The organism is Comamonas kerstersii, assembly GCF_002056725.1.
GTDB lineage: Bacteria > Pseudomonadota > Gammaproteobacteria > Burkholderiales > Burkholderiaceae_C > Comamonas > Comamonas kerstersii.
In genome coordinates, this window is sequence record NZ_CP020121.1 from 343,198 (window position 1) to 368,810 (window position 25,613).

General features: G+C 59.4%; 24 protein-coding genes. 7 read left to right on the forward strand and 17 right to left on the reverse strand.

The window, feature by feature from the left end:
- Window positions 1–27: 27 nt before the first annotated feature.
- Genes B5M06_RS01575 through B5M06_RS01585 form a run of 3 tightly spaced genes read right to left on the reverse strand, consistent with a single transcriptional unit; the run spans window position 28 to window position 4,938 of the window.
- Window positions 28–1,851 (reverse strand): ABC transporter ATP-binding protein, encoded by a 1,824-nt coding sequence (locus tag B5M06_RS01575; protein ID WP_054066750.1) that lies wholly within the window; start codon window positions 1,849–1,851, stop codon window positions 28–30.
- Window positions 1,848–3,572, reverse strand: coding sequence for an ABC transporter ATP-binding protein (locus B5M06_RS01580; protein WP_054066751.1), 1,725 nt, complete (start codon window positions 3,570–3,572; stop codon window positions 1,848–1,850). The genes B5M06_RS01575 and B5M06_RS01580 overlap by 4 nt, the downstream gene beginning before the upstream one ends.
- Before the next feature lie 37 nt (window positions 3,573–3,609).
- Complete coding sequence (locus B5M06_RS01585) at window positions 3,610–4,938, reverse strand: MFS transporter (protein WP_240184025.1); 1,329 nt, start codon at window positions 4,936–4,938, stop codon at window positions 3,610–3,612.
- A gap of 235 nt (window positions 4,939–5,173) precedes the next feature.
- On the opposite strand from B5M06_RS01585, the gene B5M06_RS01590 reads away from it, so the two are divergent.
- The 4 genes from B5M06_RS01590 to B5M06_RS01600 all read left to right on the forward strand — a co-directional run bounded on the left by B5M06_RS01590 (window position 5,174) and on the right by B5M06_RS01600 (window position 8,510).
- On the forward strand, window positions 5,174–6,079 hold the full coding sequence (locus B5M06_RS01590) for a helix-turn-helix domain-containing protein (RefSeq protein WP_162777432.1): 906 nt from the start codon (window positions 5,174–5,176) through the stop codon (window positions 6,077–6,079).
- 150 nt (window positions 6,080–6,229) lie between these two features.
- A complete protein-coding gene (locus B5M06_RS01595) occupies window positions 6,230–6,508 on the forward strand; it encodes a VOC family protein (protein WP_054066754.1) in 279 nt (92 codons plus the stop codon).
- A gap of 653 nt (window positions 6,509–7,161) precedes the next feature.
- A complete protein-coding gene (locus tag B5M06_RS16935; RefSeq protein WP_162781721.1) occupies window positions 7,162–7,395 on the forward strand; it encodes a hypothetical protein in 234 nt (77 codons plus the stop codon).
- Between the two features lie 473 nt (window positions 7,396–7,868).
- Window positions 7,869–8,510 (forward strand): MHYT domain-containing protein, encoded by a 642-nt coding sequence (locus tag B5M06_RS01600; RefSeq protein ID WP_054066755.1) that lies wholly within the window; start codon window positions 7,869–7,871, stop codon window positions 8,508–8,510.
- Between the two features lie 255 nt (window positions 8,511–8,765).
- Here B5M06_RS01600 and B5M06_RS01605 read toward each other — a convergent pair whose 3' ends face one another.
- On the reverse strand, window positions 8,766–9,737 hold the full coding sequence (locus B5M06_RS01605) for a Bug family tripartite tricarboxylate transporter substrate binding protein (RefSeq protein WP_054066756.1): 972 nt from the start codon (window positions 9,735–9,737) through the stop codon (window positions 8,766–8,768).
- A 528-nt stretch (window positions 9,738–10,265) separates the two neighbouring features.
- Here B5M06_RS01605 and B5M06_RS01610 point away from each other — a divergent pair.
- From B5M06_RS01610 to B5M06_RS01620, 3 genes are all read left to right on the forward strand, one after another.
- Window positions 10,266–10,877: a class I SAM-dependent methyltransferase gene (locus B5M06_RS01610; RefSeq protein WP_054066811.1), complete on the forward strand. Its 612-nt coding sequence runs from the start codon at window positions 10,266–10,268 to the stop codon at window positions 10,875–10,877.
- Window positions 10,878–10,911: 34 nt separating this feature from the next.
- On the forward strand, window positions 10,912–11,760 hold the full coding sequence (locus tag B5M06_RS01615) for a tRNA-uridine aminocarboxypropyltransferase (protein ID WP_080025138.1): 849 nt from the start codon (window positions 10,912–10,914) through the stop codon (window positions 11,758–11,760).
- Between the two features lie 68 nt (window positions 11,761–11,828).
- The gene (locus B5M06_RS01620; protein ID WP_080025139.1) at window positions 11,829–12,749 is read left to right on the forward strand and encodes a transporter substrate-binding domain-containing protein; all 921 of its coding nucleotides are present in this window, start codon (window positions 11,829–11,831) and stop codon (window positions 12,747–12,749) included.
- A gap of 63 nt (window positions 12,750–12,812) precedes the next feature.
- On the opposite strand, the gene B5M06_RS01625 is transcribed toward B5M06_RS01620, so the two are convergent.
- The 13 genes from B5M06_RS01625 to nuoI form a co-directional block, all read right to left on the reverse strand.
- The gene (locus tag B5M06_RS01625) at window positions 12,813–13,811 is read right to left on the reverse strand and encodes a branched-chain amino acid ABC transporter permease (protein WP_054066757.1); all 999 of its coding nucleotides are present in this window, start codon (window positions 13,809–13,811) and stop codon (window positions 12,813–12,815) included.
- 15 nt (window positions 13,812–13,826) lie between these two features.
- The gene (locus B5M06_RS01630; protein ID WP_054066758.1) at window positions 13,827–14,711 is read right to left on the reverse strand and encodes a branched-chain amino acid ABC transporter permease; all 885 of its coding nucleotides are present in this window, start codon (window positions 14,709–14,711) and stop codon (window positions 13,827–13,829) included.
- A 188-nt stretch (window positions 14,712–14,899) separates the two neighbouring features.
- Complete coding sequence (locus tag B5M06_RS01635) at window positions 14,900–16,099, reverse strand: ABC transporter substrate-binding protein (protein WP_077345226.1); 1,200 nt, start codon at window positions 16,097–16,099, stop codon at window positions 14,900–14,902.
- Window positions 16,100–16,154: 55 nt separating this feature from the next.
- Window positions 16,155–16,886: an ABC transporter ATP-binding protein gene (locus tag B5M06_RS01640; protein ID WP_054066759.1), complete on the reverse strand. Its 732-nt coding sequence runs from the start codon at window positions 16,884–16,886 to the stop codon at window positions 16,155–16,157.
- 3 nt (window positions 16,887–16,889) lie between these two features.
- Window positions 16,890–17,660 carry an ABC transporter ATP-binding protein gene (locus B5M06_RS01645; protein WP_054066760.1) on the reverse strand — a complete coding sequence of 257 codons (771 nt, stop codon included), beginning with the start codon at window positions 17,658–17,660 and terminating at the stop codon, window positions 16,890–16,892.
- 502 nt (window positions 17,661–18,162) lie between these two features.
- Window positions 18,163–18,615: a DUF1178 family protein gene (locus tag B5M06_RS01650; RefSeq protein WP_054066761.1), complete on the reverse strand. Its 453-nt coding sequence runs from the start codon at window positions 18,613–18,615 to the stop codon at window positions 18,163–18,165.
- A gap of 83 nt (window positions 18,616–18,698) precedes the next feature.
- On the reverse strand, window positions 18,699–19,007 hold the full coding sequence (locus tag B5M06_RS01655; protein WP_054066762.1) for a DUF2818 family protein: 309 nt from the start codon (window positions 19,005–19,007) through the stop codon (window positions 18,699–18,701).
- 15 nt (window positions 19,008–19,022) lie between these two features.
- Window positions 19,023–20,516 (reverse strand): NADH-quinone oxidoreductase subunit NuoN, encoded by a 1,494-nt coding sequence (gene nuoN / locus B5M06_RS01660; protein ID WP_054066763.1) that lies wholly within the window; start codon window positions 20,514–20,516, stop codon window positions 19,023–19,025.
- A gap of 23 nt (window positions 20,517–20,539) precedes the next feature.
- Window positions 20,540–22,015, reverse strand: a complete 1,476-nt coding sequence (locus B5M06_RS01665) for an NADH-quinone oxidoreductase subunit M (RefSeq protein WP_054066764.1) — start codon at window positions 22,013–22,015, stop codon at window positions 20,540–20,542.
- 12 nt (window positions 22,016–22,027) lie between these two features.
- Window positions 22,028–24,040: an NADH-quinone oxidoreductase subunit L gene (gene nuoL, locus B5M06_RS01670; protein ID WP_054066765.1), complete on the reverse strand. Its 2,013-nt coding sequence runs from the start codon at window positions 24,038–24,040 to the stop codon at window positions 22,028–22,030.
- Window positions 24,041–24,092: 52 nt separating this feature from the next.
- Entirely contained in the window at window positions 24,093–24,401 is a 309-nt protein-coding gene (nuoK, locus tag B5M06_RS01675; RefSeq protein WP_042418761.1) for an NADH-quinone oxidoreductase subunit NuoK, read from the reverse strand.
- Window positions 24,398–25,066, reverse strand: a complete 669-nt coding sequence (locus B5M06_RS01680; protein WP_054066766.1) for an NADH-quinone oxidoreductase subunit J — start codon at window positions 25,064–25,066, stop codon at window positions 24,398–24,400. The genes nuoK and B5M06_RS01680 overlap by 4 nt, the downstream gene beginning before the upstream one ends.
- 30 nt (window positions 25,067–25,096) lie before the next feature.
- Window positions 25,097–25,606: an NADH-quinone oxidoreductase subunit NuoI gene (gene nuoI, locus B5M06_RS01685; protein WP_054066767.1), complete on the reverse strand. Its 510-nt coding sequence runs from the start codon at window positions 25,604–25,606 to the stop codon at window positions 25,097–25,099.
- Window positions 25,607–25,613 lie beyond the last annotated feature (7 nt).

A 25,613-nucleotide genomic window follows, 5' to 3' on the forward strand; every position in this document is an offset into this window, starting at 1 on the left:
AAGATGCAATTTGAAGGGGGGCATGGTTCAATCTCCTGCTAAGTCAAAATTTGACCGCGTATCGCGGCTGGCATGCCAGTTCTTGGCACTCTGCTGGGCCTGCCACATGCGGGCGTAACGGCCCTTACAGGACAGCAGATCGGCATGCCTGCCGGCCTCGACCACTTGTCCATCGTCGATCACCAGAATCTGGTCGGCAGCGGCAATGGTTGATAGACGGTGGGCAATCACGATCACCGTGCGCTCACGCACCAGCGCATCAATGGCGGTCTGCACCGCCACTTCGCTCTCGGTATCCAGCGCGGCGGTAGGCTCGTCGAGGATGACGATGGGGGCGTTCTTGAGCATGGCCCGCGCAATGCTGATGCGCTGACGCTCGCCGCCCGAGAGCCGCCCACCGATGTCGCCCACGCGTGTGGTGTAGCCCTCGGGCAAGCGCGTGACGAACTCATGGCAATGGGCCGCACGGGCAGCGGCCTCGACCTCTGCATCGCTGGCGTCGGGCCGGGCCATGCGGATGTTGGCCAGGATGGTGTCATCGAACAGGTACACGTCCTGGAACACCACGGAAATCAGCGCATTGAGCTGCTCCGGCGCGATGGCGCGGATATCCACGCCACCGATGGTGATGGCCCCAGCCTGCGGGTCGGCATGGCGCATCAGCAAACGCGTCACCGTGGTCTTGCCACTGCCTGAAGGGCCAACCAAGGCCGTCAGGCTGCGGGCGGGCAAGTGGGCATCTAGATCGCGCAGCGTGGGCTGCTCGGCACTGGCATAACCAAAACGCACTCCCTCGAAGGCCACCTCAAAAGTCTTTGGCATCTGCTCGGGCGATTGCTGGGGCAAGGGCGCGACGGCCAGCAGGGCATTGATCTTGCCCAGCGCGGCCTCGATCAGGTCGATCACCTTGGCGTACAGCACAAAGGTCGCCAGCGGCTCGGCAAAACGAACCACAATCACCATCAAGGCCGCCAGAATGGCGACATCCAGCGAACCTTGCACGACCAGCAGGGTGCCGGCGAACACCACCAGCAGGATGGCCAACTCCATGACGGTTGCCAGGATCAGGTTCGGCTTGGCGCCTTTCTTCTGGCCGATGGTCTGGATCATTTCCAGGTGCTTGAAACTGGCTTGCAGGCTCACGGCATGCTCACCGACACAACACGCCGACCGCAGTACCGGCAGACCCTGGGTGTACTCCAGAATATCGCTGCTGGTGCGCTCGTTGGCATCGGCCAGCATGCGCATGCCGCGCCCGAAGGCCGGACGCCGCCAGCGGTACAGTGGAATCAGCAGCGGAAACACCAGCAGTAGAATCAGCCCCATGCGCCAGTCGAACCACAGGGCTGCCAGAGCCACCACCACCGGCGTGACCAGGGCGGTGGTCATCATATTGGCAACGGTCAGGATATAGCTCAGCGTCTCGTCCACATTGCCCAGCAACGTGGCATTCACCGCGCCAGTGCGTTTGTCCTGCAAGACCTCCAGCGGAATCCGCCGCAATTGCTCGCCCAGCTCGGTGCGCAGTTCATGGGTGTTGTGCACCATGTCGCCCCGGTAATCGAAGCCCTGGGCCCACCAACGCACTGCCGTGCTTGCCAGCATCAATGCCGTCATCGCGAGCAGCCAGGGCCAAGCGGCAGTCCAATCCGCCTGCGGAATCAGTGCCTGGAACAAGGGCATCAGGCATGCCAGTGCCAGGCCTTGCAGGGCAGCAGCCAGGCCCAGCCCGATCAGGCTGGCCCGCAATTGGGGGGCGCGGCTGCGGGCACTGCTCATCAGTTGCTGCCAGGTCTCGCGCAGTGGCGTGATCCTGGGCGCGGTCTTCGGCGTAGGTTGCTGTGTACTCATGCCATGACTCCTGCCAGCGACCAGTTCTGCGCTGTTTCATAGTTGTGCCATAGCCGCTCATACACGCCGCCCTGTGCCACCAGCGCATCGTGCCTGCCTTGTTCGGCCAGCCGCCCCTGGTCGAATACCAGAATCTGGTCGGCATCCCGGATGGTCGATAGCCGGTGCGCCACCATCAGCACCGTCTTGCCGTGCATCAGGTTCGACAGTGCCGCCACCAGTGCCGCCTCGTTTTCTGGGTCGGCAAAGGCCGTGGCCTCGTCCAGCACCAGAATGGGCCGGTTCTGCAAAATAGCGCGGGCGATGGTGATGCGCTGGCGTTGCCCGCCAGAGAGAAATACACCCCGCTCGCCTGCGGGAGTGTCATAGCCTTGCGGCAAGGCCATGATGAACTCATGGGCCTGGGCCGCCTTGGCGGCGGTAATGACTTCATCCATGGTCGCGGCCCCCAGACCCAGGCGGATGTTGTTGGCGATGGAGTCGGCAAACAGAAACGTGTCCTGAAACACGAAAGCCACCTGCTGCATCAAGACCTCGGGCAGCATCTCGCGCACATCCACGCCCCCCACCCGAATACAGCCAGAACTCACGTCCCAGAAGCGCGGAATCAGCCGCGCCACCGTCGTCTTTCCCGCACCCGAAGGGCCGACCAATGCCGTGACACTGCCTTGAGGTGCCTCGAAGCTCACACCGTGCAGAACCCGCTCGCCATCAGCCGTATAGCGAAAATCCACGTGCTCGAAACGCACACTGGCATCCCGAGGCACCTTGGCCTGGGCAATGTCCACCACCGGCAGCTCCGGCTCGGCCATGACTTCGTGGATGCGGTGGATGCTCATCTGCGTCTTGGCGACCAGGTGCTTGAGCGACATCAGCGGCAGCAGCGATTCGGCCATGCCCGTGCCCACCAGCAGCACTGCCAACCAGGTCGAAACCGCCAGCGCGTCACGGCTGATCAGCCAGCCGCCCAGCCACACCAGCACCGCCAGGGTGGGCAGCGGATTGAGGATGGCCATCGACAGGCGCGACGACACACCGGCCATCCGGTACCACTGCAACACCACCTCGACGAAGGCATTGAGTGCCTGCTGGTAACGCTGGAACGTGGTCGTGCCAGTGTCGAAGGTACGCACCACTGGCATGGCCTGCACATACTCCACCACAGCCTTGCTCACGTTCTCGCTGGCGGCGTGGTAACGCTGCATCATCTCGCCGCTGCCGCGCATGGCCAGCGACACCACCGCCATGCCGACCGCCAGCACCGCTGTAGCCGCCAGGGCCAGCCGCCAATCCAGCCACCACAGCAGCGCGAAGGTCAGTAGCGGCGAGACATAAGCCCGCGCATACAAAGGCGTGCTGTCGGCCACAAACACATGCAGCGCCTTGACATCATCCATCATCACCTTGGTCAAGGCACCGGAGCCGGTTTGCTGCACATAGCCCAACGGCACCCGCGCCAGATGCTCGGAAAGATCGGTACGCAAGCGGGTTTCCAGCTCAAACGCGGCGAAATGCGAGCGGTTGAATGCCGTCAGCCGCAGAACGTACGCCAGCACCGTCAGCACGACCGCCAGCGACAAGGCTGTCCAAGGCCACTGGCCGGGGGCAGTCAACAAGGCATGCACGCCCCACGCCAGCGCGCACAAGGCCCCCAGGGCACAGGCGGCTGCAAGTCCCGCCAAGGTCATGGCCAGACGGATCTGGCCCTGCACAGGCCGCATGATGGACCAGACACCCGGAACCGCTCGGAAATTACCCTCACTCATATGCCGTAAGCCCCCTCGCTTTGTCATCCAGGGAAGGAGCCTTGCGCCTGACTACCAGTACCGCGACCACGGCTGAAGCCGCCGCCAGTCCGAAGCACACTTCGTATCCAAGATGTTGGGACAGCCAGCCTCCGGCCACACCGCCTGCCACCGCCAGCAAGGCATCAGCACTCTGGAACAGGGTGAAATCCACACCCGACTGCAAGGGCGAAGTCAGCCCCATCAACGCTGAGTAAAGCGCGACCCAGACAAAGCCCAGCACCGCGAACATCAGTCCCACCAGCACCATCAACACCGTCAGGGAAGCCGTGGGGGCCGCGAGAGTCAAAGCAGCTAGAACCAGTGCTTTCAAGCCCACCGCAATCCACACCGCTCGCCAGCCTGGCGCGGTGCGTACCAGAATGCCGCCCAGAAAAGCCCCGGTCAGCCCAGCACCAATATGCAGGGAGCCAAACAACCAGCCCAATTGCTCCAGGCTCAAGCCCTTATCGAGCAGGAATGGGCCGAACATCCCCAGCGTCAAGCGCACCCCTACGCTGGAGAGCAGCATCAACACCAGACCGATGCGTATCTCCGGCCGGCGCAGCGCATGCATCAGCCCAGGACGGTGACCGACAGCCAAGGCTCTATCACGGGGCGGCTCACGCAAGAGCAGCATCGGTATGCTCAGCAGCAATACCGCCAGGCTGGCGGCCATGAGTGCCCATGGCCATCCTGCAGATCCGGCCACCAACAGGAATCCCCCAGCCCCCAGCATCGCCCCGACATAGCTGCCACCCACCTGGGCAACATTGCCCCAGCCGCGCTGCTGGCTGGCAAGCTGCTCAACCGTAAAGCCGTCGCTGGCCACGTCCGTGGTTGCGGCCACCAAGGCCGCCAGCAACAAGCCGCCCAGAATCCATCCGGCATGCCCAGACAGCGAGAGAACCCCACCCAGCGCCGCCAACCCCAACAGCAGCAATACCGCCGCAATCAACCATTGGCCTGTCAAGACCAGTGTCCGTGAATGCCGCGTCAGTTGGCCGGCAGGCAAACGCCAGCGTTCCACCGCTGGCGCCCACAGAAAACGCAGCCCCCAAGGTATCCATAGCAGAGCAGTTAACCCCGCCACTTGCAACGAAGCTCCGGCATCGCGCAACAGCGAAGGCAGTGCCTGGGTAGTTAAGGCCGTAATAATCGTCTGGCTGATATAGATGCCTGCAATAGCAGGTAAAACCTGCCGCGCACTCAGGCGCGACGGAACTAGGGAAGAAATCGACATACTGAAAAAGTCCGTGGCCTGATTAAGGCTTTTGTCATGGGCTAGATGCGGGTAAATCACAATTGCCAATGTCTATCTTGTATATTTAGCGATAAGATAGGTAATAGTGATATTGAGTATCATTACGACAGCTGAAAAATAGCGCTAACGGTTTACGGAAAAAATTTGATGTTTTCAGGAAATTTTTATGGCGGGGAACGCAGAGATAGTGTCCGGCCAACCAGCCCTTGATCCAGGCAAACTGCCAGAAGAAGGGCTGGACCACGTACCCGAAGATTGGCGGCACGCGGTGCACATGTATCAACCGTGCGAAGGGTTGTGCATCAGCTGCATCAATGGCCGCCCAGGCAGCAAATGGGCATTTCAGGCAGAAGGGCCATCGGCCTTCAGTGTGAACATCTTGCTCGAAGGCCGCATGCAGGCCGCCTTCGATGATGGTGCCGCGCTCGATGCCAAGGCGGGATCAGCCATCATGATGGCGACAGGCTCATACGCCAAAGGCTGGGACGTGCTCGACGGCCAGTCTGAAGGTGCCTTCCGCATGGTCAGCATCCACATGCCGCAAACCGCCATGGCTGGCCTGACCGGCCTGCAGATGGACGACTTGCGCAGCCGCATCTGCACCGTGGCTGGCGATCAATCGCACATCGACGCCTTCCTCGGTGTCATGCCGGCCTCCAGCGGCCTGCAGCGTATCGCGTGCGACCTGCTGGGCTTTGGCTGCACTTATCCCGGTCCCTGCATCTCACGCGACCTGTACCTGCGTGCCAAGGCGTTCGAGGCCATCGCCTGCTTCCTGCGTGAAAACCTTGCAGCGCAACAGGTTGTACTGCCGGTGCCTGCTGACAGACCCCACCTGATCGACGCTCGCGCGCTTCTGGAGAAGAGCTATGACCAGGACTGGACCGTGCAAACCCTGGCCCGCGCCGTGGGCCTGAACGAAAAACGCCTCCAGTCGGGCTTCCATGCCATGTATGGCTGCTCGGTCTATGCCTGCCTGACCCGCATCCGGCTCGACGTTGCCATCACCATGCTGCAACGCGGCACCAGCGTCACCGAAACCGCCATCAGCTGCGGCTTTGCCAACCTCAGCCACTTCAGCCGGTTGTTCCGCACCCACACCGGCATCTCGCCCAAGCAGTGCGCACTGGGCATCACCCCCAAGCTGCAACGCCAACTGGCGAACGATGGCCTGCAGTAATTCCTGCCTGCCACACCGCCACAGCACACCTTCAGGCCGCGTCACGGCGTGGCTGGAAGCAAGCGCTTACCCGCCGCGCATGGTGTACTGCAACAAAAAACCCCGAAATGTCAAATTTTTCCCGTAAACCGTTAGCACGGTTGGCAAAATTTGGTAATCATCCGGGACCTGACACACCACGGCATGCGGCTGATGGTGGCGCATCCGCGCGACGGGCAGCCTTCCACCCACTACAACGGCTTTACGCTGGGGCTGACGGCGCTCTCCCCCGAGCAGATAGATGCCGCAGTGGCAGCAGCCCTGGCCCACGGCGGCACCCAGATCGAAGACCCCACCGGCTGGCGCGAGCGCGGCGGCATGCGCATGTACTCCGCCTATGTGCGCGACCCTGCGGGGCACAAGCTCTGCCTGATCGATCGTGCTGCATAAAAATTCATAGCTTTCAGCGCTTGCTGCATGGGTGCTGGAGGCATATTCCATTCAGAAATCCTGCGACTGATGCACCCCCAACTCCCTTCTACCTGCGCCGAGGCGCGCAGCCTGTGGGGTGGCATGTGCGGCCCATGCCGCACATGCTTCGTCCATCTGACTCGCCGCAGCTGTCTGAGCGAAGCGCTTACCAAGCGCGTAGCGAGTTCTGCGGCGCACCCCACAGGCGAGCACCGCAGGCTGCCCGGAGCGAAAGCGCAGGGACGCAGGTAGCAGGGTCGCCTTTTCTTGGCTTACTTTCTTTTGGCGAAGCAAAAGAAAGTAAGTCGGCTGTCGGGCCGAGACCCGACTTCCTTCCTCACCACAAGCACACCGCCCCAACAGGCAACAACAAAGGCCCCCATCCCCGCCTTCCCCCAGCGGGGGAAGGAGTTCAATACCCCCTCACCCCGACCCTCTCCCGCCAGCGGGAGAGGGAGTTCAGGGCGCAGTGCTTGTGCAACCCCGCACGCCAGCTGCAGGACTGGCGTGCCTCGACATAAAAATTCTGATTTCCGGCGGCTGTTTGAACGGAGCGACGCAGGAGCGAAGTGAGTTTCGTCGGCCAGCGTCGCAGACGCGTTTTTTGGTCTCCACTCACATTGCTTCGCAATATGAGTTCCGCCACACGCAAGCGTGAAGGTCACTTTTTGTCGCTACAAAAAGTGACTCGCCTGCCGGGCCGAGACCCGGCCTCGGAAATCAAACTCACCACAGATACCCAACAAGCGGCAAGAAGCCATGCCCCCCAATTTCCCCCTGACGCTTTGTCACAACCTCACACGGCTTCCAAAAATAACCATAAAAACCGCATCCAGGCCTTATCCAGAAAGCGCTTGCAGCTATGAAAAAATATTAATCACCTATACAGAATATGGATAAACGGCAGCAGTTGCAGGCGACCAGATGCATCACAAGCTTTTCGTCTACAAAGGCACCAGATTTTTGATTATTTATTTGAAATAGATAATGATTCAGCGGATTAAGTAAAACAGGGATAAATAAATGCTTCCATCTATCCCTTCGTTATTTTTGTAAGTATTTACGAATTGCAGAACGTGGCTTTTATTGCAAAATGTTTTGAGCTTTAACCACACTCACAACAACGATGGTGTCATCAGCCCGCCCCATGACACGGAGACACATGCATGAATGAAGTCATCACGACAAGCTATAACCCCCTGTACGTTGCCTTGTCTTTTGTCTGTGCATTTATGGGGCCTACAGCGCCCTGGCCTGCGTCTACAAGCTGCTGGCCTATCGCAAGGCGCATATCAACCACAGTCTGGACAAGCTCACGGGCAAGCGCCCACGCACATCCATGCTGCCCAGCTCGCAGATGTATTACGGCACGCTGTGTGTAGCGGGGCTGGCTCTTGGTGGGCTGGGGGTGTGGTGCATGCACTTTATTGGCACGCTGGCGCTGCAGCTGCCGGTGGCCGTGCATTACTCGCTCGATACCACGCTGCTGTCGCTGGTGGCGGCGGTGCTGGCTTCCATCTGCGGTCTGGGCATTGTGGCGGCCAACCCGTACAGCCTGCCACGGCTGGTGTGTGCCGGTGCCATTCTGGGTGTGGGCGTCAGTGCCATGCACTACCTGGGCATGTACAGCATGGAGTTTGATGGCTTTTTCCTGTGGGACTGGCCGCTGGTGGCCCTGTCCTGCCTGATTGCCTTTGTGGCGGCCACGGCAGGCCTTTGGCTGGCGTTTGCCACGTCTTCCAACGCCGCACGCTGGCTGGCTGCGGCGCTGATGGGCGGCGCGGTCTGCGCCATGCACTACACCGGCATGGCGGCGGCCGAGGTGGTCTGCACCACGCCAGTGACGGCGCTGCCTGAATCCGACAGTCTGGGTATGCTGACGGCGCTGCCCGTGCTGCTGGTGATGCTGGTGATGCTGGTTGTGGTGATCAGCTTCCTGATCGCGCTGGTGCACATGTACGCGCGCCGCTTCAAGACCTGAAGCAGCTGCCACCAAGCAAAAAGCCCACTGACAGTTCTTGTCAGTGGGCTTTTTTTTGAATTGGACGGCGACTCTTACGCGATCACCGTGTTACGGCAGAACGTCTCTGCAGCTGTCACTTGTATTTTTCTCGTCGAAGTGCTCGACGTACTGGCGTGAGATCAGCATTGTTTGCGCAAACAACCGACTGATTATAAAAGATTGCTATCAAATATGCAAGTGCTTATATAAAACGCCTGCAGAGCCTCCATACGCTCAGGCATCAGCCTTGAAGCCGGTGCGCTCCACCACAGGTGCCCACTTGGCAATGTCCTGCTCCATCATGCGGGCAAAGTCGGCCTGGCTCATGGGCGTCATGCTGAAGGCCATCTCAGCCAACGCGGCCTGCACCTTGGCCCCAGACAGGCTCTTGGCTGCTGCGGCGTGCAGGCGTGCCACCAGTTCAGGACTGGTGCCCTTGGGGGCCAGCAGGCCCATCCATTCCTGCGAAGTCAACGCAGGCAGGCCTTGCTCGGCAAAGGTAGGAACCTGGGGCAGCTGGCTCAGGCGCTCGGCGCTGCTCACGCCCAGCATGCGCACCTTGCCACTGCTCAGCTGTGCAATGGGTTCGCTGATGACGTTGAAGCTGGAGGCAATCTGCCCGGCCATGACGTCCTGCAGCGCCATGGCACCACCCTTGTAGGGCACATGCACATAGTTGAGGCCCATTTGCGCGGCAAACATTTCGCCCAGAAAGTGCATGGCCGTGCCTGCACCGGCAGAGCCAAACGAGGCTTTGTCTGGATTGGCCTTGAACCACTGCACCAGCTGCTCCAGGCTGGTGACGCTGTCAGGCACCATGGGGCCGATGTTGGCGCTGTACTGCAGCGCGCACAGCGAGGAAATGGGCATCAGATCAGTCAGCGGGTTGTAGCTGAGCTGGCGATAGACATGGGGGTAGATGGTCAGAATGGCGCCGGGTGACACCAGCAGGGTATTGCCATCGGGTTTGGCGTTTTTGACCACATCCACGGCAATGCGGCCGCCTGCACCGGGGCGGTTGTCCACGACCACAGGGGTGTTCAGTTCTTCAGCCAGATACAGGGCCAGCTGGCGTGCCACAAAGTCTGCGGAGCCGCCGGCGGTAAAACCCACCACCAGACGTATGGGCTGGTTGCTCCAGGCAGCCATGGGAGATACAGCAAGCGAGGCTGCCGAAGCAGCCAGAAAGTGACGGCGGGAGATCATGGGGATCAAGGCTTTCTCGACAAAACAGACAAAAGGGGCTTTCCAGTCAGCGTCTGGCCGAGATGTGCACGCTCTCCTCCCTGCCCTTCTGTGGTGCGCCGCTGGTAGCAATGGTGGGAGATTCTAGGAAGCACACAGCAGCATTCACAGCCAAACACACACCCAAGCAGACGCAATTTTTTTGTTTGCACAGGGCTGTCAATTCGTATAGCACTGCAGTTTCATGCGCAGAAAACAAACACACTCAATAAAACTTCGCAAAAGCGCAGCCTAGTGCTTGTGATCTGCGAAACAGTCGCGCCCCATTTCACGCAAAAATATTGCGCAAACAGCGGCAATAGGCCTCACGTGTGGTCGATTATTGCGCCTTATCATGATTAATTAATAAGCAAAACAGGCTCTAACGCCCATCCAGCAAGCGCTGGCAGCTATGGTTTTAGATAACGCACTGGCTGACGCCGAAAAGCACTGTGGCCGATACTTGGCCTTTTCCCCGGCATGAACCATGCCCAGCATCAAGGAGCGTGTGTGCAATCAGCAAGCGACCAATGGTTTGACGAGGCGTACTACCAGCGCTTTTATTTCGACAAGAAAACCAGCGTGGTGGACCAGGAACACATTGAGCGGCTGGGCACATTTGTCTGCAGTTATCTGAAATACCTGCGCGTTCCCGTAACAAGGGTGCTGGATGTGGGCTGCGGCATCGGTCTGTGGAAGGATGTGGTGCAGCAGCAGTTTCCCGGCTGCAGCTACCAGGGCGTGGAGTTCAGCGAATATCTGTGCGAGCGCTTTGGCTGGACGCAAGGCTCGGTGGTGGACTACCAGAGCAGTGCGCCGTTTGATCTGGTGATCTGCCAGGGTGTGCTGCCCTATCTAAGCCCTGCCGACCTGAAAAAAGCCCTGCGTAATCTGGGCCAGCTCTCGCGCGGTGCGCTGTATCTGGAAGCCGTCACGCGCGAGGACTATGAGCGCGACATCATTGACGAAGAGCTGACCGACCCGCGCCTGTTCCGCCACCGTGCGGCGCTGTACCGCCAGGGCCTGAGCCAGCACTTCAGCGCACTGGGTGGCGGCCTGTGGCTGAGCCGCCAGTGCAGCGTGCCGGTGTTCGAGCTGGAATGCCCCGGCGGCGGGTATTGACGCTGCGTGGCAACGACAATCGTCGCCTTACATCATGTCTGCTGCCTCTACGCCCCCCGCCTTCCCCCATGCCGTCGCGCGTCTGCGCGCCCAGCGTCTGCTGCGCAGCACGCGCCCGTTTCTGGCCCGTGGTGGCCCCAAAGGGGAACGCTGCGAGGGCTGCCGCCTGCGCCCCACGCACTGCATGTGTGCGCTGCGCCCACACCTGCCAACGCAGGCAGGCATCTGCCTGCTGATGCACGATGCCGAGCCACTCAAGCCCAGCAACACGGGCTGGCTGATTGCCGATGTGGTGCAGGACACTTTTGCCTTTGGCTGGAGCCGCACCGAGGTAGACCCAGCCCTGACCGCACTGCTGCAGGACCCGCAGTGGCAGCCCTATGTGGTCTTTCCCAGCGAATACGTAGAGCCTCCCGAGCGCGCCATTCACACGCTGCCAGCCGGGCAGGCACACAGCGGTAAGCGGCCGTTGTTCATCCTGCTGGATGCCACCTGGGCCGAGGCGCGCAAGATGTTCCGCAAGAGCCCGTATCTGGACAGCTTTCCGGTACTGGGTCTGCAGCCCGAGCAGATCTCGCGCTACCAGCTGCGCCGCTCCAAGCGTGACGACCACTTCTGCACCAGCGAGGTGGCCGCACTGTGCCTGGAGCTGTGTGCCCAGCCCCAGGACCAGCGTGCAGGACAGGTGCTGGAGCAGTATCTGGCCGTCTATACCCACCACTATCTGCAGGCCAAGAACCAGATGCCCGTGCAGTGGGACAGCAGCGAGCACCAGCAATTGCAGGCTGCCTTGCAACTGGCCAGTGCGGCTGACTCAGCCATCGCCAAAGGCGTTGGCGGCCAAGCCTTAGACAATAATTTGCATAACACTAACTTGTCTTAAGCCAGTGGGACAATGCCTGCAATCGCAGCACCACCGTGGTTGCTGCACCCTGAATTGCAAAGTGCCCCATGAAGTCTGTTGTGAAGTTGTCCCTGGCCTCTGCTGCATTGACTGCAGCTTTTTTCTCGAACATTGCCTGCGCAGCTGCGCCTGCGGTGGATTCCCCCACCCTCAAGCGCTGGCAGGAGGGTGGCACGGTGGTGATTGGTGTGCGTGAGAGCGCCACCCCCATGTCCTACGCGCTGGGTGCCAACGAAAAGTTTGTGGGCTACCACACCGAACTGTGCGAAAAAGTGGTGCAGACCATTGCGCCCAAGGCGCAACTCAAATACATGGTGCTGACACCCCAGAACACCATGCCTCTGATCCAGAACGGCACGGCCGACTTCAACTGCGCCAGCATGACCAACAGCCTCAAGCGCCAGGACCAGGTCGCTTTTGGCCTGACCACCTATGTGAGCGAAGTGCGCATGGCTGTGGCCAAGGACCAGCCTATCACCAGCTTCAAGCAGCTCGATGGCAAGAAGGCCGTGGCACTGACCGGCACCACGGCTGTGCAAATTCTGCGCCGCTTTGCTGCGGAGCATGACATCAAGATCCAGACCGTCATGGCCAAGGACCAGTACGAAGCCTTCCTGCTGCTGGAGTCAGGCCGTGTGGATGCCTTTGTGCTGGACGACAACATGCTCGCTGGCGTGATTGCACAGAGCAAGCACCCCGAGGGTTTCAAGATCGTGGGTGAAGTGATCGGTGCTGAGCCCATTGCCATTCAGTTCAGCAAGGACGACCCCGCCATCAAGCAGGCGGTGGACGATGTGATCCGCCAGATGATGGCCAATGGCGAGCTGGAAAAGCTCTACAACAAGTACTACACCCAGCCGATTCCACCCAAGCACATGAATCTGAACCTGCCCATGGGTGACACGCTGAAGAAGATGATTGCCAACCCTAACGATGTGCCTGTCGAGCAGTTCGACACCGTGCGCTAAAGCCTGCGCAGCATAAAAAAACCGCCGGAGTCCCCGGCGGTTTTTTGCTGGTGCAGCGCCCACTCAGAGCAGCTTGCCGCTGCCCCTGCGGCGTGCCAGCCAGGCGATGATTTCGCCCATGACGCCACGGCGGAAGGCCAGCACGCAGATCACAAAGATCAAGCCAGTGACAATGGTCACGGACTCGCCCAGAGTGCTGAACCATTCCACCCCGGTGGCCTTGGACAGCCAGGTGCCAAAGTCGCCAATCTTGTTTTCCAGCGCCACCACAATGGCCGAACCCACGATGGGGCCAGACAGCGTGCCCAGGCCGCCGATCAGCGTCATCAGAATCACATGGCCCGAGGTGGTCCAGTGCACATCCGACAGCGTGGCAAAGCCCAGCACCACGGTCTTGAGCGCACCAGCCAGACCGGTCAATCCAGCCGAGAGTACAAACACCAGCAGCTTGAAGCGGTTCACGTCATAGCCCAGCGAAATAGCACGGGGCTCGTTTTCCTTGATGGCCTTGAGCACCTGCCCGAAGGGCGAATGCACGGTGCGCACAATGAGCAAGAAGCCCAGCACCACGATGACCAGTGCCACGTAGTACATGGTCAGGTCATTGCTCAGGTCAATCAGGCCAAACAGCTTGCCGCGTGGCACGCCCTGCAGGCCGTCTTCACCGCCGGTAAACGGCATCTGCAGGCAGACGAAGAACAGCATCTGCGCCAGCGCCAGCGTGATCATGGAAAAGTAGATGCCCTGACGGCGAATGGCCAGCCAGCCAGCCACCAGACCAATGGCAGCACCACCCAGCGTGCCGAGGATGATGCCAATCTCAGGCGTCACACCCCAGACCTTGATGGTGTGACCTGCCATATAGGCTGCGCCACCCAGAAAGGCCGCGTGACCGAAGGACAGCAGTCCCGTGTAGCCCAGCAGCAGGTTAAAGGCCGAGGCAAACAGCGCGAAGCACATGAGCTTCATCACAAACACGGGATACGCGCCGAAGAAGGGAGCCAGAATCAGGGCCAGCAGCAGCACGCCGTAGCCAAGGAATGCAAGTTTCTTGGTAGTCATGGTGTGTGCCCCTCTTTATTTCTCTTTGCCAAACAGGCCTGCGGGGCGAATCAGCAAAACAATGACCATGATGACGAACACCACGGTGGACGATGCTTCGGGGTAGAACACCTTGGTCAGGCCTTCCACCACACCCAGGCCCAGCCCGGTGAGGATGGAGCCCATGATGGAGCCCATGCCCCCGATCACCACCACGGCGAACACCACGATGATGAGGTTCTGCCCCATCAGCGGCGTGACCTGGTAGACGGGTGCAGCCAGCACACCGGCAAAGGCCGCCAGACCCACGCCAAAGGCATAGGTCAGCGTGACCATGAGGGGCACGTTGATGCCAAAGGCTTCCACCAGACGCGGGTTTTCCGTACCAGCGCGCAGGTAGGCACCAAGGCGGGTTTTCTCAATCACATACCAGGTGGCCATACAGACGACCACGGATGCCACCACCACCCAGACGCGGTAGTTGGGCAGCATCATGAAGCCAAGATCGGAGGCCCCTTCGAGCAGCTCGGGCGTGTCATAGCCCAGGCCCGAGACACCGTAGACCGAGCGGAACACGCCTTCGATCAGCAGCGACAGGCCCAGCGTCAGCAGCAGGCCGTACAGGTGGTCGAGCTTGTAGATCCAGCGCAGCAGAAAGCGCTCGATCAGCACGCCAAACAGCCCCACGATGATGGGAGCCAGAATCAGCATCACCCAGTAGTTGATGCCGAAGTAGTTCATGGCCATCCAGGTGACCATGGCCCCCATCATGAACAGTGCGCCGTGCGCAAAGTTGATGACGTTCAGCAGACCAAAGATCACGGCCAGCCCAAGGCTCAAGATCGCATAAAACGAGCCATTGACCAGCCCCAGCAGCAGCTGGCTCAGCAGGCCCGGCAATGAGACACCGAAGATTTCCATGAGAAAGACGCGGTTGGGTAAACAAAGGACCTTCCGCACAGCGCGGCAGCACGCTGGTGGCCTGCTGCCGTACAAGTCTGTGCATGGGCGGGAACGCTGCACGCCAGGTACGGCGTGCAGCGGGGGCTCACATCAAAGTAGCTGGCACCACGCGGCAAATCGGTGATCTGCAGTGGTGCGCACAGCGCTTACTTCCACAGAGCGCACTTGCTTTCTTCCTTGGTGGTCCAGACCTGATCAGGAGTGAGCTTGGTCACGACCTTGTAGTAGTCCCATGGGCCTTTGGATTCGGCAGGCGACTTCACCTGCATCAGGTACATGTCGTGTGCGTAGCGGCCATCAGGGCGGATCATGCCTTCGGCATAGAAGTCCTTGAGCGGCTCGCTCTTGAGCACTTCCATCACCTTGTCCGCATCCAGCGTGCCGGCCTTTTCTACAGCCTTCAGATAGTTCATGGTGGCCGAGTAGTTGGCGGCCTGCACGTCAGTAGGCATGCGCTTGGTCTTGTCCTGGAACTTCTTGCCAAAGGCGCGGGTTTCGTCGTTCAGGTTCCAGTCCCAGCTGGTGGTCAGCAGCAGGCCTTCGGTATTGCGCAGGCCCAGCGAGTGCACATCGGTCAGGAACACCAGCAGGCCAGCAAGCTTCATGTTCTTGTTGATGCCGAACTCCTTGGCTGCCTTGATGGTGTTGATGGTGTCACCACCGGCGTTGGCCAGTCCCAGAATCTGGGCCTTGGAGTTCTGTGCCTGCAGCAGGAAGCTGGAGAAGTCCGAAGCGTTCAGCGGATGGCGCACACTGCCCTTGACGTTACCGCCCTTGGCCTTGACCACGTTAGCCGTGTCGTTCTCCAGCGAATGGCCAAAGGCATAGTCCGCTGTCAGGAAGAACCATTCCTTGCCGCCGTTATCGACCACGGCGCCGCCTGTGCCCTTGGCCAGCGCCACCGTGTCATAGGCGTAGTGAATGGTGTAGGGCGAGCACTGCTCATTGGTCAGGGCCGAAGTGCCTGCGCCATTGTTGATGTAGACGCGCTTTTTCTCCTGCGCCACCTTGGCCAGCGCCAGGGCCACGCCAGAGTTGGTGCCGCCCAGCAGCATGCTCAGGTCTTGTGTGTCAATCCACTCGCGCGCCTTGGTGGCGGCAATGTCGGGCTTGTGCTGGTGATCCAGCGTCAGCAGCTCGATGGGCTTGCCCAGCACCTTGCCGCCGAAGTCGTCAATCGCCATCTGAATGGCAACTGCACCGTTCTTGCCGTCTACGTCTGCATAGTTGCTGGACATGTCGGTGATAAAGCCGATCTTGACCTTGTCTGGTGCTTGCGCGTGGGCCATGCCAGCCATGGCCAGAGAGAGGGCGAGCGCAGTCAAAGGGGTACGCAGTGCGTGCATGTTTGTCTCCTTGTTGATATAGGTATGTTTCTGTGTTGGTGCAATGCAGATGGGGTCAGACACCCAGCAATTCATTGAGCACGGGCATCTTGGCTTGCAGCTGCGGCGCATTAAAGGTCTCGACGATGCGGCCATGCTCCATGACGTAGAAGCGATCGGCCAGCGGTGCGGCAAAGCGGAAGTTCTGCTCCACCATGACGATGGTGTAGCCCTTGGCCCGCAGCGTGGTGATCATGCGTGCCAGTGCCTGCACGATCACGGGAGCCAGGCCTTCGGAAATTTCATCGAGCAGCAGCAGCCGTGCCCCCGTGCGCAGAATGCGCGCCACGGCCAGCATCTGCTGCTCACCACCGGACAGGCGCGTGCCCTGGCTGTGGCGGCGCTCGGCGAGGTTGGGGAACATGTCGTAGATTTCCTCCACGCTCATGCCTTCATGGCCGGTCTTGAGCTGTGGGGGCAGCAGCAGGTTTTCTTCGCACGAGAGGCTGGCAAAAATGCCCCGCTCTTCAGGGCAGTAACCCACGCCGTAGTGCGCAATCTTGTGCGTGGGCAGGCCAATGGTTTCATGCCCATTAATCTTGACCGAGCCCTTGCGCGCGCCGGTCAACCCCATGACGGCGCGCATGGTGGACGTGCGCCCTGCCCCATTGCGCCCCAGCAGGGTGACGACTTCGCCGGGGTAGACCACCATGTCCACGCCATGCAGAACATGGGATTCGCCATACCAGGCTTCGAGGTTGCGGATTTCGAGGGCAGGTGTGGTGTTGTTGTGTGCTGTCGCGGCCATGGTTCAGTGCGCTCCTTGCAGTTGTCCTTCGGTGCTGCCCATATAGGCTTCCATCACCTGGGGGTTGCGGGAGACTTCGCTGTAGTTGCCCTCGGCCAGCACGGCGCCGCGCTGCAGCACGGTGATGCGGTCGGCGATCGTGGAGATCACCTTCATGTTGTGCTCCACCATGAGGATGGTGCGACCCGCCGAGACTTTCTTGATGAGCTGGGTGACGCGGTCTACGTCTTCGTGGCCCATGCCCTGCGTGGGTTCGTCCAGCAGCATGAGCTCAGGCTCCATGGCCAGCGTGGTGGCAATCTCCAGCGCACGCTTGCGGCCGTAAGGCAGGTTGACGGTGACTTCATCCGCCATGTCTGCCAGGCCTACTTCGTCCAGCAGCTGCATGGCGCGGTCATTGAGCTGGCTCAGCGTTTTTTCGCTCTTCCAGAAGTGAAAAGCCGTACCGAGCTGGCGCTGCAGACCAATGCGCACGTTCTCCAGCAAGGTCAGGTGCGGAAACACGGCCGAGATCTGGAACGAGCGAATCACACCGCGACGCGCAATCTGTGCAGGTGCTTCGCGGGTGATGTCGATGCCGTTGAAGCGGATCTCGCCCGAAGTCGGCTCCAGAAACTTGGTCAGCAGGTTGAAGCACGTGGTCTTGCCCGCACCGTTGGGGCCAATCAGCGCATGGATGCTGCCGCGCTGCACCGAAAGATTCACATCGCTCACGGCGGTAAAGCCTTTGAACGCTTTGGTGAGATGGGTGGTTTGAAGAATGACGTCGCTCATGGCGGCCAGGCTGCTCCGTGTTGGCAGTGCTGCAGGCCGGGGCTTCTGGCCCTGTGGCTGGCATGCACCGTGTCAAATGTTGCAGTGCATCGTATGGGCGCGCTTTCCGACTACGCACTAGGAGTTGTGCCTAAGCTTTTCAACTTAGGCAGTTACCCTAGCGACAAAAAAAGCCTTCAACTTCCTTAAATATCAATGCAAAAACAAAGAGTGATTGCACACATTCACAAGGTTCAAAGAGTCAACCAAAGCCAATTTGGACGGCTTTTTTTACGGTGTATCTCGGGCTGGATGTGAAGCCGCAATCGCTTGGCTCTACAGGTTTTTGCTAAAAAAATAGCTGCCAGCGCTTGATTCATAAGGATTTGCGAAAACATTTGCCCGCAATCCCTTACAGCATCTGCGCAAGCAGCTCACTTTTTTAGAATTTGCAGCTTTGGGATGTCCTGCAACAGCCGATCAACGGCAGCATCAACGGCATGCAACGCAGAGGTTTCCAGGGCTACTGCAGCGTTTCCTTGCTGCTCTTGGGCAGAGCCAGCGGCATGACAGGCACGCCCTCCTCCAGCAGTTCCATGGCCTGCTGGGGCGTGGCCTGGCCACGGATGGGACGCTCGGGCTCCTCGCCCTTGTGCATGCGCAAAGCTTCTTCCGCAAAGCGCTCGCCCACGTCCTCGGTCTTGGCTGCAATTTTGCGCGAGACTTCCAGCCATGCTGCCTGCAGGGCATGCAGCTTGCGACGGTCTGCCTCATCGGGCACAGGAGCTGGCGCAGCTGCGGCAGGCTGCGCCCCAAGGTTCAGGCGCGGGGCACTCAGGCCCTTGCGCAATTCCTTGCTGCCACACATGGGGCATTCCACCAGGCCGCGATCGAGCTGACTGCGGAAATCCTCTTCCGAAGCAAACCAGCCTTCAAATACATGGTCCAGGGGGCAATGGAGGTCAAACACCTTCATGGCAGCAGCAGATCCGTAAGCTTGAAACCAACAAAGAAAAAGGCAGAGTCAGTGCTCTGCCTTGGCGTACAGAAGCCGCAAGTTTAGCGGCTGCGACGTTTGGTGAGGTAGCGCCAGACAAAGCCAGGAAAGGCCAGTGTCAGGAACAGCGTGGCTGTGATGGCATAGAACTCCCAGCCCTGCGGGTAGATCTGCCCGGCACGGCGCTCCAGCAGCAAAGCCAGAGCACCTACCAGGAAATACAGCAGCACCAGCTCCAGCAGGCGCCCCCACAGGGGCTTGACAGGCTTGGCCACAGGCCCGGCAATCAGCCAGCGCTCATTCAGAAAAGGCAAATTGGCGGCCACGAGGGCCGCCAGAATTACGAGCCAGATGGAAGCAGTTTGAGTCACGCTTCACATTATGGGTCAGGATGCCAGCGCTCGGACAATCGCATCCGCGCACAGCGACATCAAACCACCAGGAACAATGCCCAGGATCAAAACCAGTGCACCGTTCACCGTCAGCACGGCACGCACATCCAGAGGAGCGGACACGGCCACAGCAGTCAGCGGCTTGTCAAAGTACATGACCTTGATCACGCGCAGGTAGTAGAAGGCACCAATCAGCGACATGATCACGGCGAACACGGCCAGACCGATGTAGAAGCTCTCACCCGAAGCCACCAGTGCCTGCAGCACGGACAGCTTGGCATAGAAGCCCACCAGCGGAGGAATACCGGCCATGGAGAACAGGCACACCGCCATGATGCCTGCGTACAGGGGGCTGCGCTGGTTCAGACCAGCCAGGTCGGCAATCTCTTCGCTCTCAAAGCCTTCGCGCGACAGCAGCATGATCACGCCGAAGGTCGCCAGCGTGGTCAGCACATAGGTCACCACGTAGAACATGGAGGAGCTGTAGGCATTGGCTGCACGGGTAGGATCGATTTCCGTACCGATCACGCCCGACAGCAGACCCAGCAGCACAAAGCCCATCTGTGCGATCGTGGAGTAAGCCAGCATACGCTTGAGGTTGGTCTGGGCAATCGCTGCCACGTTACCCACCACCAGCGAAGCAATGGCCAGCACGGTCAGCATCTGCTGCCAGTCCACAGCCAGCGGCAGCATGCCATCCACCAGCAGGCGGATCACGATGGCAAATGCAGCCAGCTTGGGAGCGCCACCAATCAGCGCAGTGATGGCTGTAGGTGCACCCTGGTACACATCAGGCACCCACATGTGGAAGGGAGCCACGCCCAGCTTGAAGGCCAGGCCTGCCACCACAAAGACCAGACCGAATACCAGCACCTGGTGCTTGAGTTCACCGGAGCTGATGGCCTTGAACACTTCGCCGATGTCCAGCGAACCCGTCGCACCGTAGACCATGGACAGGCCATACAGCAGGAAGCCCGATGCCAGAGAACCCAGCACGAAGTACTTCATGGCCGCTTCGGTAGCCAGAGTGTGGTCACGGCGCAGCGCCACCAGTGCGTAGCTGGACAGGGTCAGTAGTTCCAGACCCAGGTAGATCAGCAGCAGGTTGTTGGCGCTGATCATGATGAACATGCCCAGCAGCGCAAAAATCGACAGGCTGAACAGTTCACCGCCACGCAGCATGCCGCGGTCTGCGGAATAAGGACGGGCGTAGACCAGGGTCACCATCATGGCAACGGTGGCAAAGCACTTGAGCCAGTTGCCCATGGCGTCAGAGACCACCATGTTGCCCCAGCCGTAGAAGGTGTTGCCGCTCAAAGCGTAGTTGGCCTGCATGATGGCGACTACGAGCAGCGTCAACATGGTCAGCGCGTAGGTGCCAGTGCGGCGAGCGCTTTTTACGCCCAGATCCACCAAGGTGATCACGCACCCCATGATGAAGAGCACGATCTCGGGGTAGATCGAAAGCCAGCTGATGTTGTCAATCATCTCAATCTCTCAGTTCAGTCTGGTCAAGGAAGCTTGGATTGGGCGACATGCTTGAGCAGCTCAGCCACCGAGGGGTCCATGACATCAGTGAAAGGCTTTGGATACAAGCCCATGTACAGCACGGCCACAGCCAGGATCGCGAGGATCAGGAACTCGCGGCAGCCGATGTCCTGCAGATTCTTGACGTTGTCGTTGGTCACAGGACCCAGGTACACGCGCTTGTACATCCACAGGGTGTAGGCAGCGCCGAAGATCAGCGCAGTCGCTGCCATCAGACCAACCCAGAAGTCATACTGCACAGCCCCCAGAATCACCATCCACTCGCCAACGAAGCCGGCCGTAGCTGGCAGACCGCAGTTGGCCATGGCAAACAGCAGCGCAAAGGCAGCGAACTTGGGCATGGTGTTGACCACACCGCCGTAGGAAGCGATTTCACGCGAGTGCACACGGTCGTACAGCACGCCGATACACAGGAACATGGCAGCCGACACAAAGCCGTGGGCAATCATCTGCACGATGCCACCGGCCACGCCAATCTCGTTGAAGATGAAAAAGCCCAGCGTCACAAAGCCCATGTGTGCCACGGACGAATAAGCCACCAGCTTCTTCATGTCCTTTTGCACCAGCGCCACCATACCCACGTAGATCACGGCAATCAGGGACAGCGCAATGATCAGGCCCGCCCATTCACGCGATGCGTCAGGAGCGATGGGCAGCGAGAAACGCAGGAAACCGTAGGCACCGAGCTTGAGCATGATGGCTGCCAGCACGGCAGAACCACCTGTAGGCGCTTCCACGTGCACGTCTGGCAGCCAGGTGTGTACGGGGAACATGGGCACCTTCACCGCAAAGGCAGCGAAGAAGGCAAAGAACACCAGCGTCTGAGGCAGCATGCCCAGAGGCAGCTTGTGCCAGGTCTGGATGTCAAAGCTGCCGCCCGACACGTTGTACAGGTAGATCACGGCCACCAGTGTGAGCAGCGAGCCCATCAAGGTGTACAGGAAGAACTTGAACGCGGCGTAGATACGGTTGGGCCCCCCCCAGATACCAATGATGAGGTACATGGGGATCAGCGTGGCTTCGAAGAACACGTAGAACAGCAGGCCGTCCAGTGCTGCGAACACGCCAATCATCAGACCCGACAGGATCAGGAAGGCGCCCATGTACTGGTTCACACGCTCTGTGATGCTTTCCCAGGAGGTCAGCACCACGATGACGGTGATAAAGGCAGTCAGAGGCACGAACCAGAACGACAGACCATCGAGACCCAGGTGGTAGTGGATATTGAAGCGTTCAATCCACAGCATCTTTTCGACGAACTGCATGTTCGCCGAAGAGGTATCAAAGCCCGTGTACAGCGGGATCGTGACCAGCAAGCCCAGGATGGAGCCGATCAGCGCGACCCAGCGCACACCACGTGCGCAGGAATCTTTGCCGAAGGCCAGCAACAGAACACCAAAGACAATTGGCGTCCAAATGGCAAGACTCAACAAACCCATTTTTGTTCTTCCTTACTTGTTGAGCCACACGAAGTAGGTCATGAGCGCAAAGATGCCCAGAATCATGACCAACGCGTAGTGGTAGATGTAACCAGACTGGAGCCAGCGGATCACCGAAGCAATCTTGCCCACCAGCTTCCACGAACCATTCACGACAGCGCCGTCAATCAGTGCCTGGTCGCCAACCTTCCAGAACACCGTACCGAAGCAGCGCGCGCCGCGTGCAAAGACGTTTTCGTAGACCCAGTCCACACCGTACTTGCCTTCCAGCACCTGGTACAGACCAATCTTCTTGCTCACGGCCATGACGGCGGCAGGAATCTCAGGCTTGACCATGTAGCACACATAGGACACAGCCACACCAGCCAGAGCCAGCCAGAAAGGAGCTGTCTGGAAACCGTGCAGAGCCATGGCCAGCCAGCCGTGGATGTTTTCTGCCAGGTAGGCCATTGCAGGGTGCTTGGCCGCATCGACGTAGATCACGCCCTTGAAGAAGTCACCGAACAGCATAGGCATCAGCGCCATCGCACCGATCACCACCGAAGGGATCGCCAGCAGCAGCAGAGGACCTGTCACCACCCATGGAGACTCATGGGGCTTGGCATCGTGGCCATGGCCGTGGTCATCGTGCGCGTGATGGTCGTCGTGGTGCGCATCGGGGTTCTGGTCATAGCGCTCCTTGCCGTGGAATACCAGCCAGTACAGACGGAAGGAGTAGAACGCGGTGATGAACACGCCAGTCAGCACGGCAAAGGTTGCAAAGCCGGAGGCAGGCAGGTTGGAGGCATGCACCGCTTCAATGATGGCGTCCTTGGAGTAGAAGCCAGAGAAGAACGGTGTACCGATCAGTGCCAGATTACCCAGCAGGAAGGTGATCCAGGTGATTGGCATGTACTTGCGCACGCCACCCATCCAGCGGATGTCCTGGTTATGGTGCATGCCCATGATCACGGAACCAGCCCCGAGGAACAGCAGTGCCTTGAAGAAGGCGTGGGTCATCAGGTGGAACACAGCCACGGAGTAAGCAGAAGCGCCCAGCGCCACAGTCATGTAGCCCAGCTGAGACAGCGTGGAGTACGCAATCACGCGCTTGATGTCGTTCTGGATGATGCCCAGGATACCCATGAACAGGGCTGTGATGGCACCGATCACCAGGATGAAGTTCAGTGCCACATCCGACAGCTCATACAGCGGCGACATGCGCGAGACCATGAAGATACCAGCCGTCACCATGGTCGCAGCGTGAATCAGCGCCGAGATGGGGGTAGGACCTTCCATGGAGTCTGGCAGCCAGGCATGCAGCGGGAACTGCGCCGACTTGCCCATGGCACCGATGAACAGGCAGATCGCCGTCACGGTCACCAGCGACCACTCGGTACCAGGCATGGCCAGCAGCGAGAACTCAGGCAGCTTGGCGAAGATCTCGTTGTAGTTCAGGCTGCCGGTGTATGCCGCGATCAGGCCAATACCCAGAATGAAGCCAAAGTCACCCACACGGTTGACCAGGAAGGCCTTCATGTTGGCAAAAATCGCCGTAGGCTTCTTGTAGTAGAAGCCGATCAGCAGGTAGGACACCAGACCCACTGCTTCCCAGCCGAAGAACAGCTGCAGCAGGTTATTGCTCATCACCAGCATCAGCATGGAGAAGGTGAAGAGCGAGATGTAGGAGAAGAAACGGTTGTAGCCGTCATCCTCAGCCATGTAGCCCATGGTGTAGATGTGCACCATCAGCGACACAAAGGTCACCACACACATCATCATGGCTGTGAGGGAGTCGATCATGAAACCGACTTCCATCTTCAGATCGCCCACGGTCATCCACTCATAGATGGTGGCGTTGAAGCTGGCACCTTCAAACACCACAGCCTTGAACACCAGAGCCGAGAGGATGAAGGAAAGCAGCACACCCAAAATGGTGAGCGAGTGGCTGACGCCACGACCGAACTTGTTACCGCCAAAGGCGGTACCGAATATACCTGCCAGTACAGAGCCCGCCAGCGGGGCCAGCGGTACTGCCAAGAGCATGGATGCAGAAAGTGTTTGACTCATTCTTCAAAACCTTGCTAATACCGGCCACTCAACCCTTGAGGGTGTCGAGATCTTCCGCATTGATACTGGACTTGTTACGGAACAGCAGCACCAGGATGGCCAGGCCAATCGCCGATTCCGCAGCCGCAACCGTCAGGATGAAGAACACAAACACTTGGCCATGCATATCGCCCAGATAGTGCGAGAAGGCCACAAAGTTGGTGTTGACTGCCAGCAGCATGAGTTCGATACACATCAGCAGGACGATCAGGTTCTTCCGGTTCAGAAAGATCCCGATCACCGAGATGGCGAACAACATCGCTCCCAGCGTCAGAAAATGCCCAAGTGTGAGCGTCATTTTTTCTCCTCCACGGCCTCTGGCGCAGACTCAGCAACTGGCGCGGGCTTGGTCGCTTCCATCTTCACGATGGTCAGACGATCCTCTGCACGCACACGTACCTGAACGGCTGCGTTGATGGCTTTATTGATGTCGTTGCGCTTGCGCAGCGTCAGCGCAATGGCTGTGATCATCGCAACCAGCAGCAGGACTGCTGCGATTTCGACGGGGTACAGGTACTCGGTGTACAGCAGACGACCCAGAGCCTGTGTGTTGGAGTAAGGCAGAACATCACCCTGGCTGTTGAGCAGTGCTGCAACAGGCTTGGCCTCGTCCACGGTGCCAAAGCCAGCCATCAGCACCAGTGCCATTTCCAGCGCAACCAGTGCGCCGATGAAGGCGGCCACAGGGAAATGCTTCCAGAAGCCCTGACGCACGCGGTCGATGCGGATGTCCAGCATCATCACCACGAACATAAACAGCACCATCACCGCGCCCAGATAGACCACTACCAGGGCAATGCCCAGGAATTCAGCCTTGAGCAACAACCAGATGCCTGCCGCCTGCGAGAACGCAAGAATCAGATTCAGCACGGCATGCACAGGATTGCGCGCCGTGATGACTCGGAAGGCAGCAAACAGCATCACCGCCGAGAAGAGATAGAAGAAACCAGTTTTGGCGTCCATGATTCGAATCTTTCTGGATCAGGAGCCGCTTTAGCGGTACTTGGCATCGGCTGCCTTGGCAGCAGCGATGTCGGCTTCATAACGGTCACCCACAGCCAGCAACATGTCCTTGGTGAAGTACAGGTCGCCACGTTTTTCGCCGTGGTATTCAAAGATCTGCGTTTCCACGATCGAGTCGACCGGGCAGCTCTCTTCGCAGAAACCGCAGAAGATGCACTTGGTCAGGTCGATGTCGTAACGCGTGGTGCGACGCGAACCGTCGTCACGCACCGCAGACTCAATCGTGATCGCCATGGCAGGGCACACGGCTTCGCACAGCTTGCAGGCAATGCAGCGCTCTTCACCGTTTTCATAACGACGCAGTGCGTGCAGACCACGGAAGCGTGGCGACAGAGGTGTCTTCTCTTCAGGGAACTGGATGGTCACACGGGGTGACAAAGCCTTGCGGCCCGTCAGAGCCATGCCCTTGAACAGTTCCCAGAGCATGAAGCTCTTGAAGAAATCCTTGATGGAGAAAGGTGTAGCAGCAACAGCAGCCATTGGTGTC